This is a genomic window from Streptomyces collinus, from assembly GCF_031348265.1.
Lineage (GTDB): Bacteria > Actinomycetota > Actinomycetes > Streptomycetales > Streptomycetaceae > Streptomyces > Streptomyces collinus.
This window is the reverse complement of record NZ_CP133771.1, coordinates 1,511,306-1,530,669: the sequence shown is the minus strand read 5'-3', so window position 1 is coordinate 1,530,669 and position 19,364 is coordinate 1,511,306. Positions and strand designations below refer to the sequence as shown.

Annotated in this window: 14 protein-coding genes and 2 pseudogenes; 14 read left to right on the top strand and 2 right to left on the bottom strand. The window is 67.6% G+C overall.

Annotation, left to right across the window (positions count from 1 at the left end):
• Positions 1-63: 63 nt before the first annotated feature.
• The 3 genes and pseudogenes from RFN52_RS06785 to RFN52_RS06775 form a co-directional block, all read left to right on the top strand.
• A pseudogene (locus RFN52_RS06785) lies at positions 64-837 on the top strand (LytR/AlgR family response regulator transcription factor); the annotation flags it as partial.
• 227 nt (positions 838-1,064) lie between these two features.
• A complete protein-coding gene (locus RFN52_RS06780; protein ID WP_184843721.1) occupies positions 1,065-1,427 on the top strand; it encodes a hypothetical protein in 363 nt (120 codons plus the stop codon).
• 13 nt (positions 1,428-1,440) lie between these two features.
• Positions 1,441-3,282 (top strand): sodium/solute symporter, encoded by a 1,842-nt coding sequence (locus RFN52_RS06775; RefSeq protein WP_184843719.1) that lies wholly within the window; start codon positions 1,441-1,443, stop codon positions 3,280-3,282.
• Between the two features lie 38 nt (positions 3,283-3,320).
• Here RFN52_RS06775 and RFN52_RS06770 read toward each other — a convergent pair whose 3' ends face one another.
• Positions 3,321-3,824 carry an ATP-binding protein gene (locus RFN52_RS06770; protein WP_184843715.1) on the bottom strand — a complete coding sequence of 168 codons (504 nt, stop codon included), beginning with the start codon at positions 3,822-3,824 and terminating at the stop codon, positions 3,321-3,323.
• Positions 3,825-4,516: 692 nt separating this feature from the next.
• Positions 4,517-4,774: a hypothetical protein gene (locus tag RFN52_RS06765; protein WP_311240914.1), complete on the bottom strand. Its 258-nt coding sequence runs from the start codon at positions 4,772-4,774 to the stop codon at positions 4,517-4,519.
• 240 nt (positions 4,775-5,014) lie between these two features.
• On the opposite strand from RFN52_RS06765, the gene RFN52_RS06760 reads away from it, so the two are divergent.
• The 11 genes and pseudogenes from RFN52_RS06760 (at position 5,015) to RFN52_RS06710 (ending at position 19,364) form a co-directional block, all read left to right on the top strand.
• Positions 5,015-5,455 carry a group II intron maturase-specific domain-containing protein gene (locus RFN52_RS06760; RefSeq protein WP_311241214.1) on the top strand — a complete coding sequence of 147 codons (441 nt, stop codon included), beginning with the start codon at positions 5,015-5,017 and terminating at the stop codon, positions 5,453-5,455.
• 160 nt (positions 5,456-5,615) lie between these two features.
• Positions 5,616-5,735, top strand: a pseudogene (locus RFN52_RS06755) (IS5/IS1182 family transposase); the annotation flags it as partial.
• 264 nt (positions 5,736-5,999) lie between these two features.
• Positions 6,000-7,310, top strand: a complete 1,311-nt coding sequence (locus RFN52_RS06750) for an ABC transporter substrate-binding protein (protein ID WP_184843712.1) — start codon at positions 6,000-6,002, stop codon at positions 7,308-7,310.
• Positions 7,307-8,338 carry a carbohydrate ABC transporter permease gene (locus RFN52_RS06745; protein WP_184843709.1) on the top strand — a complete coding sequence of 344 codons (1,032 nt, stop codon included), beginning with the start codon at positions 7,307-7,309 and terminating at the stop codon, positions 8,336-8,338. Before RFN52_RS06750 ends, RFN52_RS06745 begins: the two co-directional genes overlap by 4 nt.
• Positions 8,335-9,225, top strand: a complete 891-nt coding sequence (locus RFN52_RS06740; protein ID WP_184843706.1) for a carbohydrate ABC transporter permease — start codon at positions 8,335-8,337, stop codon at positions 9,223-9,225. Before RFN52_RS06745 ends, RFN52_RS06740 begins: the two co-directional genes overlap by 4 nt.
• Positions 9,226-9,859: 634 nt before the next feature.
• Positions 9,860-11,344 (top strand): RICIN domain-containing protein, encoded by a 1,485-nt coding sequence (locus tag RFN52_RS06735; protein ID WP_184843703.1) that lies wholly within the window; start codon positions 9,860-9,862, stop codon positions 11,342-11,344.
• Positions 11,345-11,767: 423 nt separating this feature from the next.
• Positions 11,768-14,203: a ricin-type beta-trefoil lectin domain protein gene (locus RFN52_RS06730; protein ID WP_311240913.1), complete on the top strand. Its 2,436-nt coding sequence runs from the start codon at positions 11,768-11,770 to the stop codon at positions 14,201-14,203.
• A gap of 218 nt (positions 14,204-14,421) precedes the next feature.
• Positions 14,422-14,550 (top strand): hypothetical protein, encoded by a 129-nt coding sequence (locus tag RFN52_RS06725; protein ID WP_311240912.1) that lies wholly within the window; start codon positions 14,422-14,424, stop codon positions 14,548-14,550.
• Between the two features lie 372 nt (positions 14,551-14,922).
• Positions 14,923-16,632, top strand: coding sequence for an RICIN domain-containing protein (locus RFN52_RS06720; RefSeq protein ID WP_184843696.1), 1,710 nt, complete (start codon positions 14,923-14,925; stop codon positions 16,630-16,632).
• A 39-nt stretch (positions 16,633-16,671) separates the two neighbouring features.
• Positions 16,672-18,663, top strand: a complete 1,992-nt coding sequence (locus tag RFN52_RS06715) for a ricin-type beta-trefoil lectin domain protein (RefSeq protein WP_184843693.1) — start codon at positions 16,672-16,674, stop codon at positions 18,661-18,663.
• 92 nt (positions 18,664-18,755) lie between these two features.
• On the top strand, positions 18,756-19,364 hold the full coding sequence (locus RFN52_RS06710; RefSeq protein WP_184843690.1) for a (2Fe-2S)-binding protein: 609 nt from the start codon (positions 18,756-18,758) through the stop codon (positions 19,362-19,364).

Sequence of the window (19,364 nt, the reverse complement as noted above, 5' to 3'; positions counted from 1 at the left end):
CGGTGCGTATCGGGCATCCGATCAGGGTTTCGCTCCCCGCGCGGCGCTGGTTACGCTCACAGTGTGCTCCATGTTCTCGCGGTTGACGACGAGGAGCCGGCGCTGGAGGAACTGGCCTATCTGCTCCGTCGCGACCCGCACGTGGCGGAGGTGCGAACGGCCAACGACGGCACCGAGGCGCTCCTCGACATCGATCGGACTCTGAGTGCGGGACGGCCGCTCGACGCCGTCTTCCTCGACATAGGCATGCCCGACCTGGACGGCGTGTCCATCGCCCGCCTGATCTCCCGCTTCGCCGAGCCGCCGCGGGTCGTGTTCGTGACCGCGCACGAGGACTACGCGGTGGACGCGTTCTCCTTGCACGCCGCCGACTACGTGCTCAAACCGGTCGACCCGCAACGCCTGGCCGAGGCGGTGCGCAGGGTCGCGGACGAGAAGGTGAGCGAGCCGGGGGAGTCGGGCGAGCAGGGTGAGCAGGGCGATGGCACCGGGCGTCAGGAAGCCGCGCTGCCCGCAGACGAGGTCATCTGCGTAGAACTGGGCGGAGTGACGCGTTTCCTGCGCCGCAGCGAGGTGCTCTACGCCGAGGCCCAGGGCGACTACGCGCGCCTGCACTCCTCATCGGGCACCCACCTGGTGCGGACGTCGCTCACCGCCTTGGAGGAAGGCTGGCGCGACGCGGGATTCATTCGCATTCACCGAGGTTTCCTGGTCGCCGTCGACGCGGTGAGCGAGATCCGGATCGAGGCCGGGAAGACCTGTGTGCGGGTCGGTGACCAGGTTCTGCCGGTCAGTCGACGTCACGTCCGGCAGGTCAGGGACGCCCTGGTGCGCCAGGCGCTGGCCCGCCGTCCCGGGGCGAAAGCCACCGGTCCGCCGACGCCCGCCACGGGCACACCGACACCCACCACCGGTCCGCCGGCGCACGGCGGCAGGCTGCCCGGCACCGTCAGACCGCTCATCCAGCGTCCCTTCCACGACCGCGACGGTGTCGCGTGACGGCGGGGCAGGACCGTTTCCGCGGCGATCCGGGGACCGGCGAGCCACCTCCGCGCCGTGTCACGGTGGCACACCCCAGGACCCTGGCGGCCCTCGGCAGCGGGGAGCCGGCCACCGAGCACGCGTCGGTCCACGACGATCTCGGCCGCCAGACCCCGCTGGGCGACATCTACCTCCGCTCCCTGATGCGTAGCCAGCTCCGGCTCGGACTCGCCGTCGTGGGAACCCTCGCCCTTGTCCTCGGTTCCCTTCCGTACCTCTTCCTCATAACGCCCGTCCTGCGGGACGGGACCCTGGCCGGAATCCCCGTGACATGGCTGGTCATCGGCGTGGCCGTATACCCGGTGATCCTCACGCTCGCCCTGGTCTGTGTCCGCCGGGCCCGCAGGAACGAGCGTGACTTCGTCGACCTGATCGACCGCTCATGAGGGGCCCGGCCCCATGAACGGCGTGCAGGCCATCGCGGCCGTCGCTCTGGTGTCCGTCGCCACGGCCCTGTTCAGCGTGTACGGACTGCGCCCGGGACGGGCCACATCCGACTTCTACGTCGCCTCGCGGGCCGTCTCGCCCTTCCGCAACGCCTCAGCGATCGGCGGCGAGTACCTCTCCGCCGCCTCCTTCCTCGGCATCGCCGGACTGGTGCTGGCCTACGGCGCGGACATGCTGTGGTTCGGCGTCGGGTACACCGCCGGATATCTGGTGCTCCTGGCCTTCGTCGCCGCCCCGCTTCGCCGTTCCGGCGCCTACACCGTCCCCGACTTCGCCGAGGCGCGTCTGGAGTCCGTTCGGGTGCGCCGCCTGACGGCGCTGCTGGTGGTGCTCACCGGGTGGCTCTACATGCTGCCGCAACTGCAGGGAGCCGGACTGACGCTGCGTACCGTCACCTCCGCCCCGCTGTGGGTGGGGCCGGTGGTCGTGACCGCCGTGGTGATGATCACCGTCGCGTCGGGCGGGATGCGCAGCGTCACCTTCGTGCAGGCCTTCCAGTACTGGCTCAAGCTCACAGCGCTCGCCATCCCCGTGATCTTCCTGCTGCTGGCCTGGCGTGCCGACGGAGCTCCGTGGCCGAGTGCCGACACTCCGCCGCGGTTCCGGGAGACGACGACCGTGTCCGTGCAGCAGGCCGTGCGCGTGGAGGTGGAAGAACCCGTGACCGTGAAGGTGAGCGGCAGCCTCGACGGGCGTCAACTCGACGACACGACCGTACGGCTCGGCGAAGGAGACCACCGGATCGGCGAGGAGGCGGAGGTGGAGTTCCCCGCCGGGGCCGACGTCCCGCACACCGTGGGGCAGGAGCCGCTGGAGGGAAACGACTGGTCCCAGCCGCTGTCGGCGATCAGCCATCCCGTGTACGGGACGTATTCACTGCTGCTCGCCACCTTGCTGGGCACCATGGGGCTGCCCCATGTGATCGTGCGTTTCTACACCAACCCCGACGGGGCGGCCGCCCGCCGCACCACGTGGGTCGTCCTGTGGCTGCTCGGCGCCTTCTACGTGCTGCCCCCGGTCTACGGGGCACTAGGCCGCCTGTACACCCCTGAGCTGCTCATGACCGGCCGCACCGACGCGTCCGTGCTGCTGCTGCCCACCCAGCTCGTCGGCGGGACCGTCGGCACGTTGCTGGGCACGCTGGTCACCGCGGGCGCGTTCGCGGCGTTTCTGTCGACGGCCTCCGGCCTGACCGTCTCGGTCGCCGGTGTCCTCGGTCAGGAGCTGGACCATGTGCGGGCACACATCAGAGCCCGGCTTGCGCGTCGGCGCACGTTGGTCACCGGACCGCGCCGGGGGAACGCGAGGGGCACTCTCCGGGCGGAGGGCCGCGGGGACATTCTGCGCCTGCGGCTTGCCGGAGTGGCTGCCGCGAGTGTGCCGTGCCTGCTCTCGCTGGCCGTCGTCCACCGTCCGGTGGCGGATGTGGTCGTGCTGGCGTTCGCGGTGGCCGCCTCGTCGTTCTCGCCGCTGCTGTTGCTCGGCATCTGGTGGCGCGGCCTGACTCCGCAGGGTGCGGTGGCGGGGCTGCTGGTCGGTGGGGGCGCCACGATCGGTGCGGTGGCCCTCACCATCGTCGGCCACCCGTTCGGCGGCTGGCCGGGGGCCCTGCTGAGCCGCCCTGCGGCCTGGAGCGTGCCGCTCGCCTTCGCGGTGATGATCGGGACCTCCCTGCTGACCCGGCGCAGCGTCCCTCGCGGCACCGCCCGTATCCTCGTCCGCCTCCACGCGCCCGAGGGGCTGGCGCTGCCCCGCCGGGACTCGGCGGCCCGTGACCGCGGACGCTGGATGTGAGGCCGTGACGATCCACCGGTCCTCGACCAGCGTGTCCGCTACGCGGCACCGGTTTCGGGATCGTGCTCGGGAGCGTTGACGGCCAGTGTGGCCCAGACGAGCTTTCCGCCGTGGCCGGTGGCGGTGCCCCAGCGGCTGGCCAGGCACTGCAGGATGTACAGGCCGCGGCCGTGTTCGTCCGAGGACGCGGGGGACGCCACCTCGGGCATCGCCTCGGCCGGGCACTCGTCGGTGACGGTGATCAGCAGCTGCGGGTCCGTGGCGGTACCGCACTTGGCGAGGTGCACCATGATCGTTTCGGCGAGGCCGTAGAGCACGGCGTTGGTCACCAGTTCGGAGGTGATCAGAGTGGCGTCGTCCACCAGGTGGTCCAGGTCCCAGCACCGTAGATGGGCCGCGATCTGCCGACGGGCAGTGGAGATGTGTTCCGGATCGGCGGCCAGGGCGAGACCGACGCGGGTGGGGACCGACTGCTTGCCCCAGGCAGCGACGGCCGGCGCGGACGGCCAGGACACCGGTTCGGCTGCGATGGTGGTGGACATGAGGGGGTCCTTCCCTGCAGCGGCGGTCGGCCTAGGAGTTTCTGCGCCAACTGTGTTCGAGACGGAGGTCTGCTCAGTTCGGTTCGTGCTTTGTGTCTACACCGATCGCGGCGGCCTGTGTCCCCCTCCGGAACCCCGGGCATGCCGAACGGACACCTCCATGCGACGAACGGACCGGCACGTGCGCCGAGCGGTAGCCCGGGGACGACGAACGACGTGTCTCGTGGTCGGCCGACGCGTGCCCTGTCGCCCCTGCCACAGCGTCCGGCCTGGCTTCCCCGGGAGCCCCGCCGGAGTCGCTGTTGCGCTCAGGGCGCCGGTGTCAGGCGCAGGGTGCGGATCTGGAACGGGCGCGGTGTCACGGAGAGGTTCTGCTCCCCGTTGACCGGCAGGTCGGCGCGCTGGTCGGGGAGGGGGGCGTTCCAGCAGGTCCGTCGTCCGCGCGGCGTCCAGCGGGAAGCCCGCCCGCAGCGTCGCGTGCTCCTGGCCGGAGCGGGTCGCATTGCGGCCGGTGATGATGACCGGAGCACCGTCGGGGTCGTCGTCGAGGCGGACGAAGCCGAGGTCGGCCAGGGCACCGAGGCCGGCCTCGCGCAGATGCCTGGTGATGTGGTCGTGGCGGGCGGCGGTGATCTCGCTGACCCGGCCCGGGCGGGCGGAGGAGATCCAGAGCAGGTCTCCCCTCTCGTCGGTCAGTGCGAGGAAGAGCAGGCCATGGGCCCTGTGTTTCCCGCTGCATTCTTGCGGTTGTCCGCCCCGGTGCGGCGGCGGGTGCGCACGAGGGTGCCGTCCAGCAGGACCACCGCACCGCCCCGACGGGCGATCTTCTTCAGGGCGCGGTCCAGACGCGGGGCCCGGGCAGCGAGCAGGCCGAGGACTTCCAGGACCCAGCGGGCACGCTGGAGGCGGAGACGTCGTGCCGTCGGCCATGTCGAGAAGCCGCTGGTCATGACGGAGCAAGGCGAGCACGACAAACGCCTGGGTCCCCGGGGTGACCTTGCGCCAGCGGGTGCCGAGTTGCTTGCGCCGCCCGCGTATCAGGCCGGCGACGAGTTCGATGGTCCGCTTCGACACGGGGAGCCGAACCTGGTAGACAGCATCGCGAGTGCCCTCGACGGGGCGGTGAGTCTTCACACGCGAACCAACTCCCGCCGGGGGCCCTCGCGTTACGGCGGGAACCGGCTGGTCCGCTGCCTCCCCCGCCGGTCAGCGCGGCAGGTAGCGCCCCGATCCGGTCCGTTTCAGCCAGCCCCGGTCAGCGAGTTTGCGCAGCAGGCCGCGGACCGGCTCGACCTTGCCCGCTCGGCATCCCTGCACCGAAGCAGACATCGCGCTCGAACCCGCCCCCGCTGACCAGCACGAACACCAGCGCCTCCTTCCAGGAGCTCGCCCGCAGGATCAACCGTGTGGTGGCGGGCTGGCTCAACTACTACAGCCGCTTCAGGCCGTGGAAGCTGATCCCCCTCGCGATGCGCATCAACGCCTACCTGGTGCGCTGGATCCGCCAGAAGTACAAGCGGCTTGCGGCCAAGCGGAAGGCCCTCGCGAAGATGCAGGAGATCGCCCGGCGATACCTCCGCATGTTCGCTCACTGGCGCCTCACCGCGACTGTGAGTGCCGTATCGGCCTGATGAACAGAACGACAAGAGCCGTGTAACGGGCGACTGTTACGCACGGTTGCGTGAGAGCCGAGGGGTGAGATTCCCCGCGGCTGCTCGGCGATGGGTTTGCGACCAAGAAATCCGCCTCCGCCAAAGGCTTCGTGTGCTTGTCTAGCCGTCCGCCGTCGACGTGCCCAACTCTGCCCTTCGCTTCCTGTCCGCCAAGCTGCGCCGGCACCGCCGGGAACTCGGCACCCGATGGCGGCGCCTGAGCGCCGGCCGTCAGGCCCTGCTCGCTCTCGCCCATCTCGATGTGCGGCGCAGGCGCATTCGCGCCATGGGAGCGCACCCATCGCGTCGGCCTGCGGGAATCCTGCAACTGGCGCCCAGAGAAAGCGATTTCCCCAGGTCATCGGTTTTCGTAGGGGTCATAAGAAGAGGATGCACACCTCTTGACGTTCGGCGGGTCGAACGGATCTCATGGGCTCCGCCGTTTGGTCTCGTTTGTTTCTGATCGATCTTGTGCCATGCGGTTTGGATTCCCATGGCCGCCGCTCTGCCCCAGGAGTCGTTCATGCAACTTTCTTCCTCTGGTCTCTCCTCTCCCGGCCCCGCTCGCCGCACGCTGCTGCGGGGTGTGGGCGGGGCGGTTGCGCTGGGCGCCGGCTTTCCCCTGCTGAGCGCCTGCGGCGGCAGCGGCACGGCCAGTGACCCGAAGACCGTCACGGTTGGCTCCAACGCGTCGGACGCGGTGCCGAAGAAGGCGTTCGCGGACATCTACGCGGCCTACAAGAAGAAGTCCGGCATCACGGTCGACGTGAACACCAAGGACCACAACACTTTCCAGGAGCAGATCAACTCCTATCTGCAGGGCACGCCGGACGACGTGTTTCACTGGTTCGCCGGCTACCGGATGCAGTTCTTCGCGGCCAAGGGCCTCGCCACCCCGATCGACGACGTGTGGAAGTCCATCGGCGACAACTTCCCCGTCGCGATGAAGGTGCTCAGCCAGAGTGAGGACGGCAAGTACTACTTCGTGCCGCTGTACACCTACCCCTGGGCGATCTTCTACCGGAAGAGCGTCTTCAAGCAGTACGGTTACGAAGTCCCCGCCACCTGGGACGACTTCGTAGCTCTGTGCGGGCAGATGAAGAAGGACGGGCTCGTCCCGATCGCCTTCGGCGACAAGGACGCCTGGCCCGCGATGGGCACCTTCGACCAGATCAACTTCCGCGCCAACGGCTACGACTTCCACGTCGAGCTGATGGCCGGCAGGGCGTCCTGGACCGACGCCAAGGTGCGCAAGACCTTCGACCTGTGGACGGAGATCCTCCCCTTCCACCAGGAGGGCGCCGTCGGCCGTACCTGGCAGGACGCCGCCCAGACCCTGGCCTCGAAGAAGGCGGGCATGTACCTGCTGGGAACCTTCGTGGCCCAGCAGTTCACCGACAAGGCCGCCTTGGACGACCTCGACTTCTTCGCCTTCCCGGAGATCAACTCGGCGTACGGCCAGGAGACCGTCGAGGCGCCGACCGACGGCTTCATGCTCTCCAAGGCCCCGAAGAACAAGGCCGGTGCCGTCAAGCTGCTGGAGTACCTGGGCACGCCGGAGGCCGAGGCGCTCTACCTCAAGTCCGACCCCAGTGTCGTCGCCGCTTCCAGGACGGCGGACACCTCCTCATACACCCCGCTGCAGAAGAAGGCGTACGACATGATCGCCGGCGCCAAGTCCCTGACCCAGTTCATGGACCGCGACTCCCGCCCGGACTTCACCTCCACGGTGATGCAGCCCGCGCTGCAGAAGTTCATCCGTGATCCCAAGGGCGTCGACAGCCTGCTGTCCTCGATCGAACGCCAGAAGAAGACGATCTTCACCGCCTCATGACTGTCACGGGGAACACCGGGACCGGGACCGGGACCGGAATCACCAGCACTCCGGCGGCGACCAATCCCACGCCCCCGCCCTCGGGGCACTCGGAGACGACATGGGCAAAGGGAAGGGGCGAGCAGGTGCCCCAGGGGCACCGCCGTCTGCTGACCCACCGTGACCGGCTCACTCTCGGTCTGATGGCGGGTCTGCCCACGATCCTGCACATCGCCCTCGTGTGGGTCACCGCGCTCGCCTCGATCGCGCTGGCCTTCACCACCTGGGACGGCATCGGCTTCGACTCGATCAAGTGGGTCGGGCTGGACAACTTCAGGGAGCTGTTCACCAACAACCCGCAGTTCTGGCCCGCCGTCCAGCACAACGTCATCTGGCTCGCCGTTCTGATCCTCGTGCCCATGCCGCTGGGGATGTTCCTGGCGGTACAGCTGGACAAGAAGATCCGGTTCAGCAGGGTCTACCAGACGGCCTTCTTCCTGCCCGTAGTGATGTCGTTCGCCGTCATCGGCTTCGTCTGGCAGCTCGTCTACAACCCCGACACCGGCCTGATCAACAGCCTCATCGGCGCCAACAAGCCCGGCCACTACATCGACTGGATCGGCGACCCCGACCTGAACCTCTGGGCCGTGCTGGTTGCCGCCTCCTGGCGGCACACCGGCTACCTCATGATCCTTTACCTGGCCGGCCTGAAGGGAGTCGACCCCGCGCTGCGGGAAGCCTCCGCGCTCGACGGCGCGAACGAATGGCAGACATTCAAGAACGTCATCTTCCCCACCCTGCGGCCCACCAACACCATCGTCCTCGTCGTCACCATCATCGAGGCTCTGCGCGCCTTCGACCTGGTCTTCGTCTTCAACAAGGGCGCCGAAGGCACCGAGCTGCTCTCGATCCTCGTGACCAACAACATCATCGGCGAGTCCAGCCGCATCGGATACGGCTCCGCGATCGCCGTCGTCCTGCTGCTGATCTCCCTCGCCGTGATCATCCCGTACCTGGTGGCCACCTTCCGGAAGGAGCGGCGATCGTGAGCGCCTCCACGGCCGCGCTCAGCAAGCAGCGCACCCCCCTGCGCCCGGCCCGGATCCTGCTGCACGTCTTCCTCGCCGGCACCGCACTGGCCTGGCTCGCCCCGCTGCTCTGGGCGATCCTCGCGGCCCTGCGCCCGTACGGCGAGACCAGCACCAAGGGCTACGTGTCCTGGCCCGACAAACTGAGCCTCGACAACTTCACCAACGCCTTCCAGCAGTCAGACATGCTGCACTACTTCGGCACCACGCTGCTGATCGCCGTTCCGGCGGTGTTGCTGACGCTGTTCCTGTCCTCGATGGTCGCCTTCTACGTCAGCCGCTTCGACTTCCGCCTCAACCTGGCGCTGCTGCTGGTCTTCACGGCCGGCAACCTGCTGCCGCAGCAGGTCATCATCACCCCGCTGTACCGGATGTACCTGCTGGTCGACCTGCCCGGCATCACGATGAGCGGCAAGCTGTACGACTCCGCGCTCGGCCTGGTGTTGATCCACGTCGCCTTCCAGTCGGGCTTCTGCGCCTTCGTACTCAGCAACTACATGCGCACGCTGCCGCACGAGCTGACCGAGGCCGCGCTGGTGGACGGTGCCTCGGTGTGGCGGCAGTACTGGCAGATCGTGCTGCCGCTGTGCCGTCCAGCGATGGCCGCCCTGGCGACGCTGCTGTCCATCTGGATCTACAACGACTTCTTCTGGGCCATCGTCCTGATCTCCACCGGCGAGAACATGCCGATCACCTCGGCGCTCAACAACCTCTCCGGCCAGTACTTCACCGACCCCAACCTGATCGCCGCCGGCGCCCTGCTCACCGCGATCCCCACCCTGATCGTCTACTTCGCGTTGCAACGCCAGTTCGTCAGCGGGCTCACCCTCGGCGCCAACAAGGGCTGATCGTCGGCCCCCGCCGCCCCCGTCCCACCCGCATCCTCCTGGAGCCGGTATTGAGCACAGAGCGGCATCTGTCCCTCCCCAGCACGAACGCACCCGCCCCACCACACCCGTCCCGATCAAGAGCAGGAGACTCCGGACCGTTGAATGCCGACCTCTGCTGCAGGTGCAACCGCTGGACGGACGCCCCCATTTCCGTGGGCTTCATCCAGCGGTCGAGCGCCCCCGACCGGGCGCTCTCCGCCTGCCCGGACTGCGTCCCCCGTTTCACCTGAGCCCCTCGCGCAGCCGACGAACCCCAACCGTCCCGCGCCAGCAGCCGCCGGCGGGGCGGGGCGACGACGGCCTTGCCGACTGCGATGACGACGGCCTCGCCAGACTCTTGCCGGGCCGCCGTCGAACACCTCGGGGAAGTCCGCTGACCGGGACTCGGCCGAAGGCCGACAGCGGACGCACCTCACTTCCAATCCTCGATCTTGGCCCCACCCGCACACCATGTGAGCCCTTGACCGGGGTGGGGTCAACCCTCATTCCCGATCAAGCCCAGGCACGGATCGACGAATGGGATCAAGAGCCGCACGAGGGTGGGTTCGACTCGCCTTACTGAACTCGCCCTCCCGTCCACGAAGGAGCAATGATGCTCAGACGTGTTCTCATACCCTTGCTGGCCGCCTGCGCCAGCGTGCTCGCAGTACTGGTGGTCGCGCCGCCCGCCCAGGCCGCCCCGGTCACCCTGGACAACCCCAACGATTTCATCGGGACCAATGGCGACCCGGTCGACGCACACGGCGGCGGGATGATCAAGCACACCGATGGCTACTACTACTGGTTCGGGGAGAACCGCCACCCGAACTACACCTTCAAGGCCGTCTCCGTCTACAAGTCGGCCGACCTGAAGAAGTGGGAGTGGGTAGGCGATGCCCTCAACCAGGCGAGCGATCCCGAGCTGAAGTCCGCCAAGATCGAGCGTCCCAAGGTGATCTACAACAGCACCACCAAGAAGTTCGTCATGTGGATGCACAAGGAGAACGCCACGGACTACGTCGAGTCGAGGGCCGCCGTCGCCGTCTCCGACAAGATCGAGGGTCCCTATGACTATCTGAGCAGTTTCCAGCCGCCGAGTGGCAACGACACCACCCAGACCACTGAGTCCCGGGACATGACGCTGTACGTGGACAAGAACGCGGACGGAAGTGAGACCGCCTATCACGTGACGGCCACCAAGGACAACGCCGACCTGCGCATCTACAAGCTCAACGCCGACTTCACCGGGTACGCCGACAATCCGTTGGTCGCCAACCCCTGGCCGGGCCAGAACCGGGAGGCCCCGGCGCTGTTCAAACGTGACGGTGTCTACTTCATGCTGACCTCCGGCCTGAGCGGCTGGAATCCCAACCAGCAGATGTACGCCACCGCCGCCGGCATCGCCGGCCCCTGGTCGGAGATGAAGGAGGTCGGTGACGGCATCGGCTACAACTCCCAGACGACGTTCGTCCTGCCCATCGAGGGCACGTCGGGCAACACCTCGTTCCTGTACATGGGCGACCGGTGGGCCGGCGCCAATATGAACGGGAAGGGCCCGGCCAACGACTCCACGTACGTCTGGCTGCCGTTGACCTTCCCGACCAAGACCACCATGAACCTGTCCTGGTACCCCAAGGTCGAGATCGACGCGGCGGCGGGGACGGTCAAGGGCGTGGGCGGCGGCCCTTACTACAACCTCGTGGCCCGGCACAGCGACAAGTGCGTCGACGTCCAGGACAACTCCGCCGCCGGCAACGGCCACGTCGTCCAATTCGCCTGCAACGGCGGCATCAACCAGCAGTGGCGCCTGGAGGACGCGGGCGGCGGCTATTACCGCATCCTCGCCCAACACAGCGGCAAGTGCCTGGATGCCGAGGGTGGGTCCACCGCAAAGGCCTTCGTCAACCAGGACAACTGCGGCAGCGGCCAGAATCAGCAATGGAAGTTCGAGGACCAGGGCAACGGCTACTACCGCCTGGTGGCCCGGCACAGCGGACTCTGCTTGGACGTCACAGAGGGCTCGCCCGAGGATGTCCGCCTCATCCAGTACAAGTGCGGAGCCGGCACCCATCAGCAGTTCAAGCGGCTTATCGCTTGACCCACCTGGACCGACGCGGTTGTGCACACCGCCCGACGCGGGGGCCGGGCCGACCGCGGACCGGCCCCCGCCTGCATCGCGCCTTGCGAATGTCCATGTACGGCTTCGGTTCGCCCATGGTCGAGCCCGTGGGCCGTGCTCATGCCTCTGGCCGTGCCTGACGCCCAGGTAAATCCGGACCCAACACTGCGAGCCGTACGAGTGCCAGTCCTGCGACAGACGGCTGCACCGCCCCGGCGCGAACCCTCGCTCATCCCCCTTGCCGTCAGTGGACGACTGCCATCGCGGCGCCGCGCCGCTGCCGGAGGCCAGGGCATCGGGGCGGGTGCGCATCCCAACCCCTCGAAGTCGTAAGGAGCCAGCGTGCTTCGAATATCCCGGGGCCGTTATGCCCTGTTCGCAGTTATGGCGATGATACTGAGCGTGATATCCGGGGTGGCGACTCCCCGCGCGTACGCCGCAGTCTCGACATCGATCACCGTCGACGGCATCAAGCCGGGCCGGGTGTTCGACGGAGCCGGCGCGATCAGTGGAGGTGGAGGGAACACTCGACTGCTGATCGACTATCCCGAACGGCAGCGCAACGAGATCCTCGACTACTTGTTCAAGCCCGGCGTCGGCGCCTCGCTGCAGACACTCAAGCTTGAGATCGGAGGGGACACCAACTCCACCGACGGCGCCGAACCCAGCCACGAGCACACCCGGGGCAAGGTGGACTGCGACGCCGGCTATGAGTGGTGGCTGGCCCGCGAGGCCCAGGCCCGAAACCCGAACATCACATTCTCCGCCCTGGCTTGGGGCGCACCGGGCTGGGTCGGCGGCGGGGACTTCTGGACCAACGACACGATCGACTACCTGATGCGCTGGATGGACTGCGCAAAGCAGAACAACCTGGAGATCGACTATCTCGGCGGCTGGAACGAGCGGGGGTGGAAAGCCTGGTGGTTCGTCGACCTCAAGAACGCCCTCAAGTCGAAGGGGTACGCGACCAAGGTCGTGGCAGCTGAGCACAACTGGGATGTCGTCGATGAGATGGAGAGAAACGCGGCGTTCCGGGACGCGGTGGACGTCATCGGCGTGCACTACCCGTGCGGCTACTCGGGTTCGGGAGCCATCGGCAACAACCACACGACCACCGCCTGCCCCGAGTACAACACAACAGATCCCTGGTCCAGCTGGAACCGCAACCAGAAGGCCCAGAACATGGGAAAGCAACTGTGGGCCAGCGAGAACGGATCGCAGGACACCGAGGCGGGTGCCGCGAACGTGGCGCGGGCTCTCAACCGGGACTACATCGACGGTCGGATGACCTCGTACTACAACTGGCCGCTGATGGGTGCGCTCTACCCGAACACCTACTTCGCCTTCAATGGGCTCGTGTCGGCCAACCAGCCCTGGTCGGGCCACTACCGGGTCGGCAAGACCGCCTGGGTCATGGCCCACACGACACAGTTCACAGAGGTCGGATGGCGGTACCAGGATTCCGCCAGTGGCTATCTGGGTGGTGACCGTTCCAACGGCAGCTATGTGACGCTGCGAGCACCCGAGGGTGGCGACTACAGCACGATCATCGAGACGACGCAGGCCACCGCCCCGCAGACTCTGGATGTCCAGGTCACCGGCGGGCTGTCGACGGGTCAGGTACAGGTGTGGGCCACGAACGTCGACACGAACTCGGACAGTTCGTACGGTGATGACAACTTTGCGCACACCACCGATGTCACCCCCTCCGACGGCAAGTACACCGTGACACTGCAGCCCGGTCGCGTCTACACGCTGACCACGAAGGCCGGGGGAGGCAAGGCCGCGACGACGGCGCCGGCGGTCGGCTCGCTGAGCCTGCCGCAGTACAACGACTTCGAGACGCCGGGCATCACCGAGTCTCCGAAGTACTTCACGGACATGAACGGCGCCTTCGAGACCGTGACCTGCGGTGGCGGACGCGGGGGCACGTGCCTGCGTCAGATGGCCACGGTAAAGCCGATCCGCTGGACCGAGGAGAAGTACTACGCGCCGTACACCTTCATGGGCGACGACGCGTGGAGCAACTACACCGTCAGTGCGGACGCCATGCTGGAACAACCCGGCGCAGTGGAACTCCTTGGCCGCGTGGGCATGCAGGGCAGGAACAACAGCGGCCTGGAGGCGTACCGTCTGCGGGTGAGCGACACGGGTGCCTGGTCGATCCTCAAGAGCGATATGGAGTCGAACGTCACCACCCTGAAGAGCGGCACCACAGCGGCCCTCGGCACCAACCGCTGGCACTCCGTCGCCCTGACCATGCAGGGATCGACCATCACCGCCAAGGTCGACGGCAGAGTCCTGGGCAGCGTCACCGACTCGACCTACGCTCACGGCCGCGCCGGCCTGGGCACGGTCGACTCCGTCGACGCGACGGCGGTGAGCGGATACGAGAGGCAGCAGTTCGACGCCTTCTCGGTCGCGCCCGGGACCGATCCGACCCCCAAGCGTGTCGGCGCCATCCCTTCGGGCATCCCCGACATGTGCCTGGATCTCCCCGAAGGCAAGCTCGAGAATGCAGCTCGGGTGAAGACCTACCAGTGCAACAACAGTTTCGCGCAGACCTGGACCTACAACCCGGCCGACGACACGATCAGGCTCGGCGGCACCTTCTGTCTGGATGTCCCCAGGAAGGCCACGACGAACGGCACCAAGGTCGAGATCTACACCTGCAACGGTGGATACAACCAGAAGTGGACGCAACTGGCAGACGGCAGCCTCCGCGCCACACAGTCCGGCCGATGCCTGGACGTCCCGGAGTTCGCCACCAGCCCTGTCGAGGTTGAGATCTACACCTGCAAGGGCGGTAACAACCAGAAGTGGAAGCTCCCCGGCTAGGAAGGTGGGCGGGGATCCCCTGTCATCCAGGAGATCTCCGCCCGCCCCACCTCGACACCTCCAACAGCGGCGTCCCCCCTGCCGCTCCTCTGTCCGGGTGGCCGTCACCGATGCCATCAGATCTGATCTCCGCCACTCGAGGATCACGGTGCAGTCGGCTCGCGCGACACAGCCAGTCCCTCCCGAGAAGGACGTGCGACATGATCAGTCCCAGATCAGTGTCCGCAAGAACGTGCGTGGTCTTCGGCGCCCGGAACCTGGCCGAGGAGCGCGCCCGTCTCATCGACACCTTCGGTCTGCGGCTGACGGTCGTCCGCGGCCACGCACCGAAGGCGGCACCGTGGTGAGCGCCCCGACTCCGTCACCGACCCGCCCCGCACAGCCGACCCCGCTGACCGGATGGACGAGCGGCACACGACAGTTTGGGACCTGACCGGCGCACCCCAACGAATGCCACCATCCACGCGCCCGGCCCCTGCGAGCTGCGGATCGTCTCCCACGCTGGGCTCCCGCTGGTGATCGAAATCGCAGACACCGGCGACCAAGTCGACATCATCGCGCGGCTCTCCGGGGGCCGTTGTGCAGTCCACCCCACCCGTCTCTGCACAACCCCCGCCGTCGGCAAATCCGTTTGGTTCGCCATCCCCGGCCCGCCCACTGAACCCCGCTCTTTCGAGCTCCATGGTCCCGGTGCAAGAGGTGGACTGCCGGACCTTCGGATGCCCCGCGCCGCGCCCCTCACCACGCAAAGACCCAAGAAAGAGGTTCTCATGCGAATAACAAGACGTCTCGCGGTCCCGGTCGGCCTGGGCCTCGCGGCCTGCGCCCTGACCGGGACCGGCGCTACGGCCCACGCGGCCTCGGCAGCCCCCGTCTCCGGCACCGTCTACACCCTGACGAACGTCGCGAGCGAAAAGCGGATGGACGTCAAACTGGCTTCGACCGCCCCCGGCGCACCCGTCATCCAGTACACGTCGAACGCCGGGGCCAACCAGCAATGGTTGCTGACTCGGACCAGCTCCGGTGCGTACACCATCAGGAGCGCCAACAGCGGCCTGTGTCTGGACACACCTGCCCCGCAGAGCGAAACTCCGCAGCTCGTCCAGAACACCTGCGACGGCGCCGGCGACCAGCAATGGAAGCTCCAGCCCGCCGGCGACGCCTACCACCTTGTCAACGCCGCCAACGGCCTGGTCGTCGACAACAAGGAGTCGTCGGACAAAGACGAAAACGAGATCATCCAGTGGACGCCCAATGGAGGCGACAACCAGCGCTGGACCCTGACCCCGGTCTCCGCCCCGCTCACACGGGTCGGCACCTACACAGCCGGCCTGATGAAGAACGGTGAATCGTTCACCGACAAGAGCATCCGGATGGTCGCACACACCACCGTCGCAGGGTCCGAGCTCCGCCTCCGACTCAGTAACCGCTATGGCACCGGACCGCTGACCATCGACGCCGTCGGCCTCGCAAGGGAAGGCAGCACCCCCGGCACCGCCGTCGCCGGCACCCATCGCACCGTCCTCTTCAACAAGAGGGCCTCCGTCACCATCCCCGCCGGGCAGGACGTCGCCAGCGACCCGATCCCGATGGCCGTGGCCGCGGACACGAACCAACTCGTGAGCCTCTACGTGTCGGGCACGTCCCCCGCCGCCACTTGGCACCATGAGGCACAGCAGCGGGCCTGGGTCGCCTCCGGCAACCACGTCGCCGACGAGGGCATCGACAACTACCCGACAGACAAGTCGTCCTGGTACTTCCTCGAAGGCCTGGATGTCATCTCCTCGGCCGCCACCGGAACCGTTGTGTGCGTCGGGGACTCCATCACCGACGGCGTCGGTTCCACCTGGGGCGCCAACCGCCGCTGGCCCGACTACCTCGCCCGGCGCATGAACTCCGCCTCCGGCGGCCCCACCCTCGGCGTCGTGAACGCCGGCATCGGCTCCAACCGGATACTGACAGACGCCTGGTCGACCAACCCAAGCCTCAAGAGCCGATTCGGCCGGGACGTGCTCGGCCAGCCCAACGTCAAAAGCGTGATCCTGCTGGAGGGCATCAACGACATCGGCAGCAACACCGGCCCGAACGGATCCGGCCCTGTGACCGCCGCGGATCTCCAGAACGGCATGAAGACCGTGATCGACCAAGCCCACGCCGTCGGCGTGAAGATCATCGGCGGCACGATCCTGCCTTACGCGGGGGCCCAGTACTACAGGCCTGAGGGCGAGCAGGTCCGCCAAGCCGTCAACCAATGGATCCGCACCAGTGGCGCCTTCGACGGCGTCATCGACTTCGACAAGGCCATGCAGGATCCCCGCAACCCTCAGGCCCTCAATCCCGCCTACGCCAGCAACGACAAACTGCACCCCAACGACGCCGGCTATCAGGCGATGGCCAACGCCGTGAACCTCGCCCTGCTCACGCCGTAAGTCAGCGTTGCTTCCCCCCTTCCTGCCCTGGAGAGCCGCATGTCCCGCACCGTCGCACGAAGTTGGACCAGACGCATCACCGTCCGGGTCCTCGCCGCCGGAGTCGCCGTCGCCGGCCTGGCCACGCTCGACCGGCCGGAGTCTTCGGCGCCCCTGTCCGCCGAACCGGCTGCCGTGAGCACCTCTCAGACAGGTGTCACGCCGCCGCCGATGGGCTGGGCGTCGTGGAACAGCTTCTTCAGCAGCATCGACCACAACGTGATCAAGCAGCAGGCCGACGCCCTGGTCTCCTCCGGCATGGCCGCCGCCGGCTACAAGTACGTCAACCTCGACGACGGCTGGTGGCAGGGCCAGCGCGACGCGAACGGCGACATCGTCGTCGACGAGAACCTGTGGCCGGGCGGCATGAAGGTGATCGCCGACTACATCCACAGCAAGGGCCTCAAGGTCGGCATCTACACCGACGCGGGCCAGAACGGCTGCGGCTACTACTACCCCACCACCCGGCCCAAGGCGCCCAACACCGGTATGGAGGGCCATTACCAGCAGGACCTGGAGACCTTCCAGCGCTGGGGCTTCGACTACGTGAAGATCGACTTCTGCGGCGGCAGAGAGGAGCGCCTGGACCAAGAGACCACGTACAAGCAGATCGGCACCGCCAACGAGGCCGCCTCGGCCGTGACCGGTCGCAAGCTGGTGCTGTCGTTCTGCGAGTGGGGCTCCGGACTGCCGTGGAACTGGGCGCCGGGATACGGCGACCTGTGGCGCACCAGCGTCGACATCCTGCAGAAGGACGAGACCCCGCAGCTGACCAAGATGTACTACAACTTCGACGAGGCTCTGCACCCCGCCGCCCAGCACACCGGCTACTACAACGACCCCGACATGCTGATGGTCGGCGTGAGCGGACTGACCGCCGCCCGCAACCGGCTGCACATGAGCCTGTGGTCGATCGCCGGCGCCCCCCTGCTGGCCGGGAACAACGTCGCCACGATGAGCGCGGAGACCCGCGACATCCTCACCAACCCCGAGGTTCTCGCCGTCAACCAGGACCCCCGCGGCCTGCAGGGCGTCAAGGTCGCCGAGGACACCCGGGGCCTGCAGGTCTACGGCAAGGTGCTCTCCGGCACCGGCAAGCGCGCGGTGATGCTGTTCAACCGCACCGGCTCCGCCGCGAACATAACCGTCCGCTGGGCCGACCTCGGCCTTACCTCGGCCTCCGCCACCGTGCGCAACGCCTGGACCCGCACCGATGCCGGGTCGTTCGAGACCAGTTACACCACCTCCGTGCCGGCGAACGACGCGGTACTGCTGACCGTCTCCGGCACCGAGGCCTCCGGCAGCACCTACGAGGACACCACCACCGCCACCACCCCCACCTTCAGCAACATCACCGCCTCCACGGCGGGCACCAAGCTCGTCGACATCACCTACGCCAACGGCAGCAGCACCGCCCGTAAAGCCACCATCCAGGTCAATGGCCAGTACAAGTACGTCGTGGCATTCCCGCCCACCGGCTCGGCCACCACCTATCGGACCGTCTCCCTGCTCGCGCACCTGGCCAAGGGGGCGAACACAGTCAGGTTCGCGGCGGTCTCCGGCAGCACCACCCCCGACATCGACGCCCTCCGCGTCCAGGCCATCCCCGGCACCGACGGCGCGGCCCTCGTCGGCGCCGCTTCCGACCGCTGTGTGGACATCGACAAGAACGCCCACATCAACGGCACCAAGCCACAGTTGTGGGACTGCTCCGGCGGACGTAACCAGACCTTCCAGCAGAACTCGCGCGGCGAACTCGTCGTCTACGGCGACAAGTGCCTCGACGCCGTAGATGACGACAAGGGCGACAAAGTGGCCATCTGGGACTGCCACGGCGGCGCCAACCAGAAGTGGACCGTCCACTCGGACGGCACCATCACCGACCTCAACGGCAATTGCCTGGACGCATCTGGCTCGGCAACCGCCAACGGCACCCAGCTGATCCGGTGGCAGTGCAAGGGCCAGGCCAACCAGAAGTGGACCCTCAGGTGAGCGGCCGGTCCACGAGACCGGTCGAAGTGACAGATGTATCCGGAACCACCGGGACGGAGGCTGAAGACCCGAACAGAAAGGCAGGGCACTCCATGCCGGACGAGGTGTCCCCTCACCCCAGTCGCCGCGTCGTGGTCGGCGGCGGACTGGCCGTCGGAGCCGCCGTAGCGGCCGGTTCGTATCTGTCCGCGACGTCGGCGGAGGGCGCGCCCGCCGCCGAAGCGATGCGACAGGTCTCCCTCACCGTCAACGGCGGACGCCTGAAACTCGCCGTCGACCCGCGCGCCAGCCTCCTCGACACCCTGCGCGACGAAGTCGGCGTCACCGGCCCCAAGAAGGGCTGCAACCAGGGGGCGTGCGGGGCGTGCACCGTGCTGCTCGACGGACAGCGCGTCCTGTCGTGCCTCACCTTCGCGGTCCTGCACGACGGGCAGGAGGTCACCACCGTCGAAGGCATCGGCGACGGCGACCGCCTGCACCCCGTGCAGCAGGCCTTCATGGACCACGACGCGTTCCAGTGCGGCTTCTGCACATCCGGGCAGATCATGTCGGCAGTCGCGCTGCTGGAGAGCGAAGAGCCCGGGATCACCGAGGACCGAATCCCCGAAGCCATGAGCGGCAACCTGTGCCGATGCGCGGCCTACTGCAACATCAGGGACGCGATCACGTCGGCCTCGGCCACGATGGCGAAGGGGCGGTAG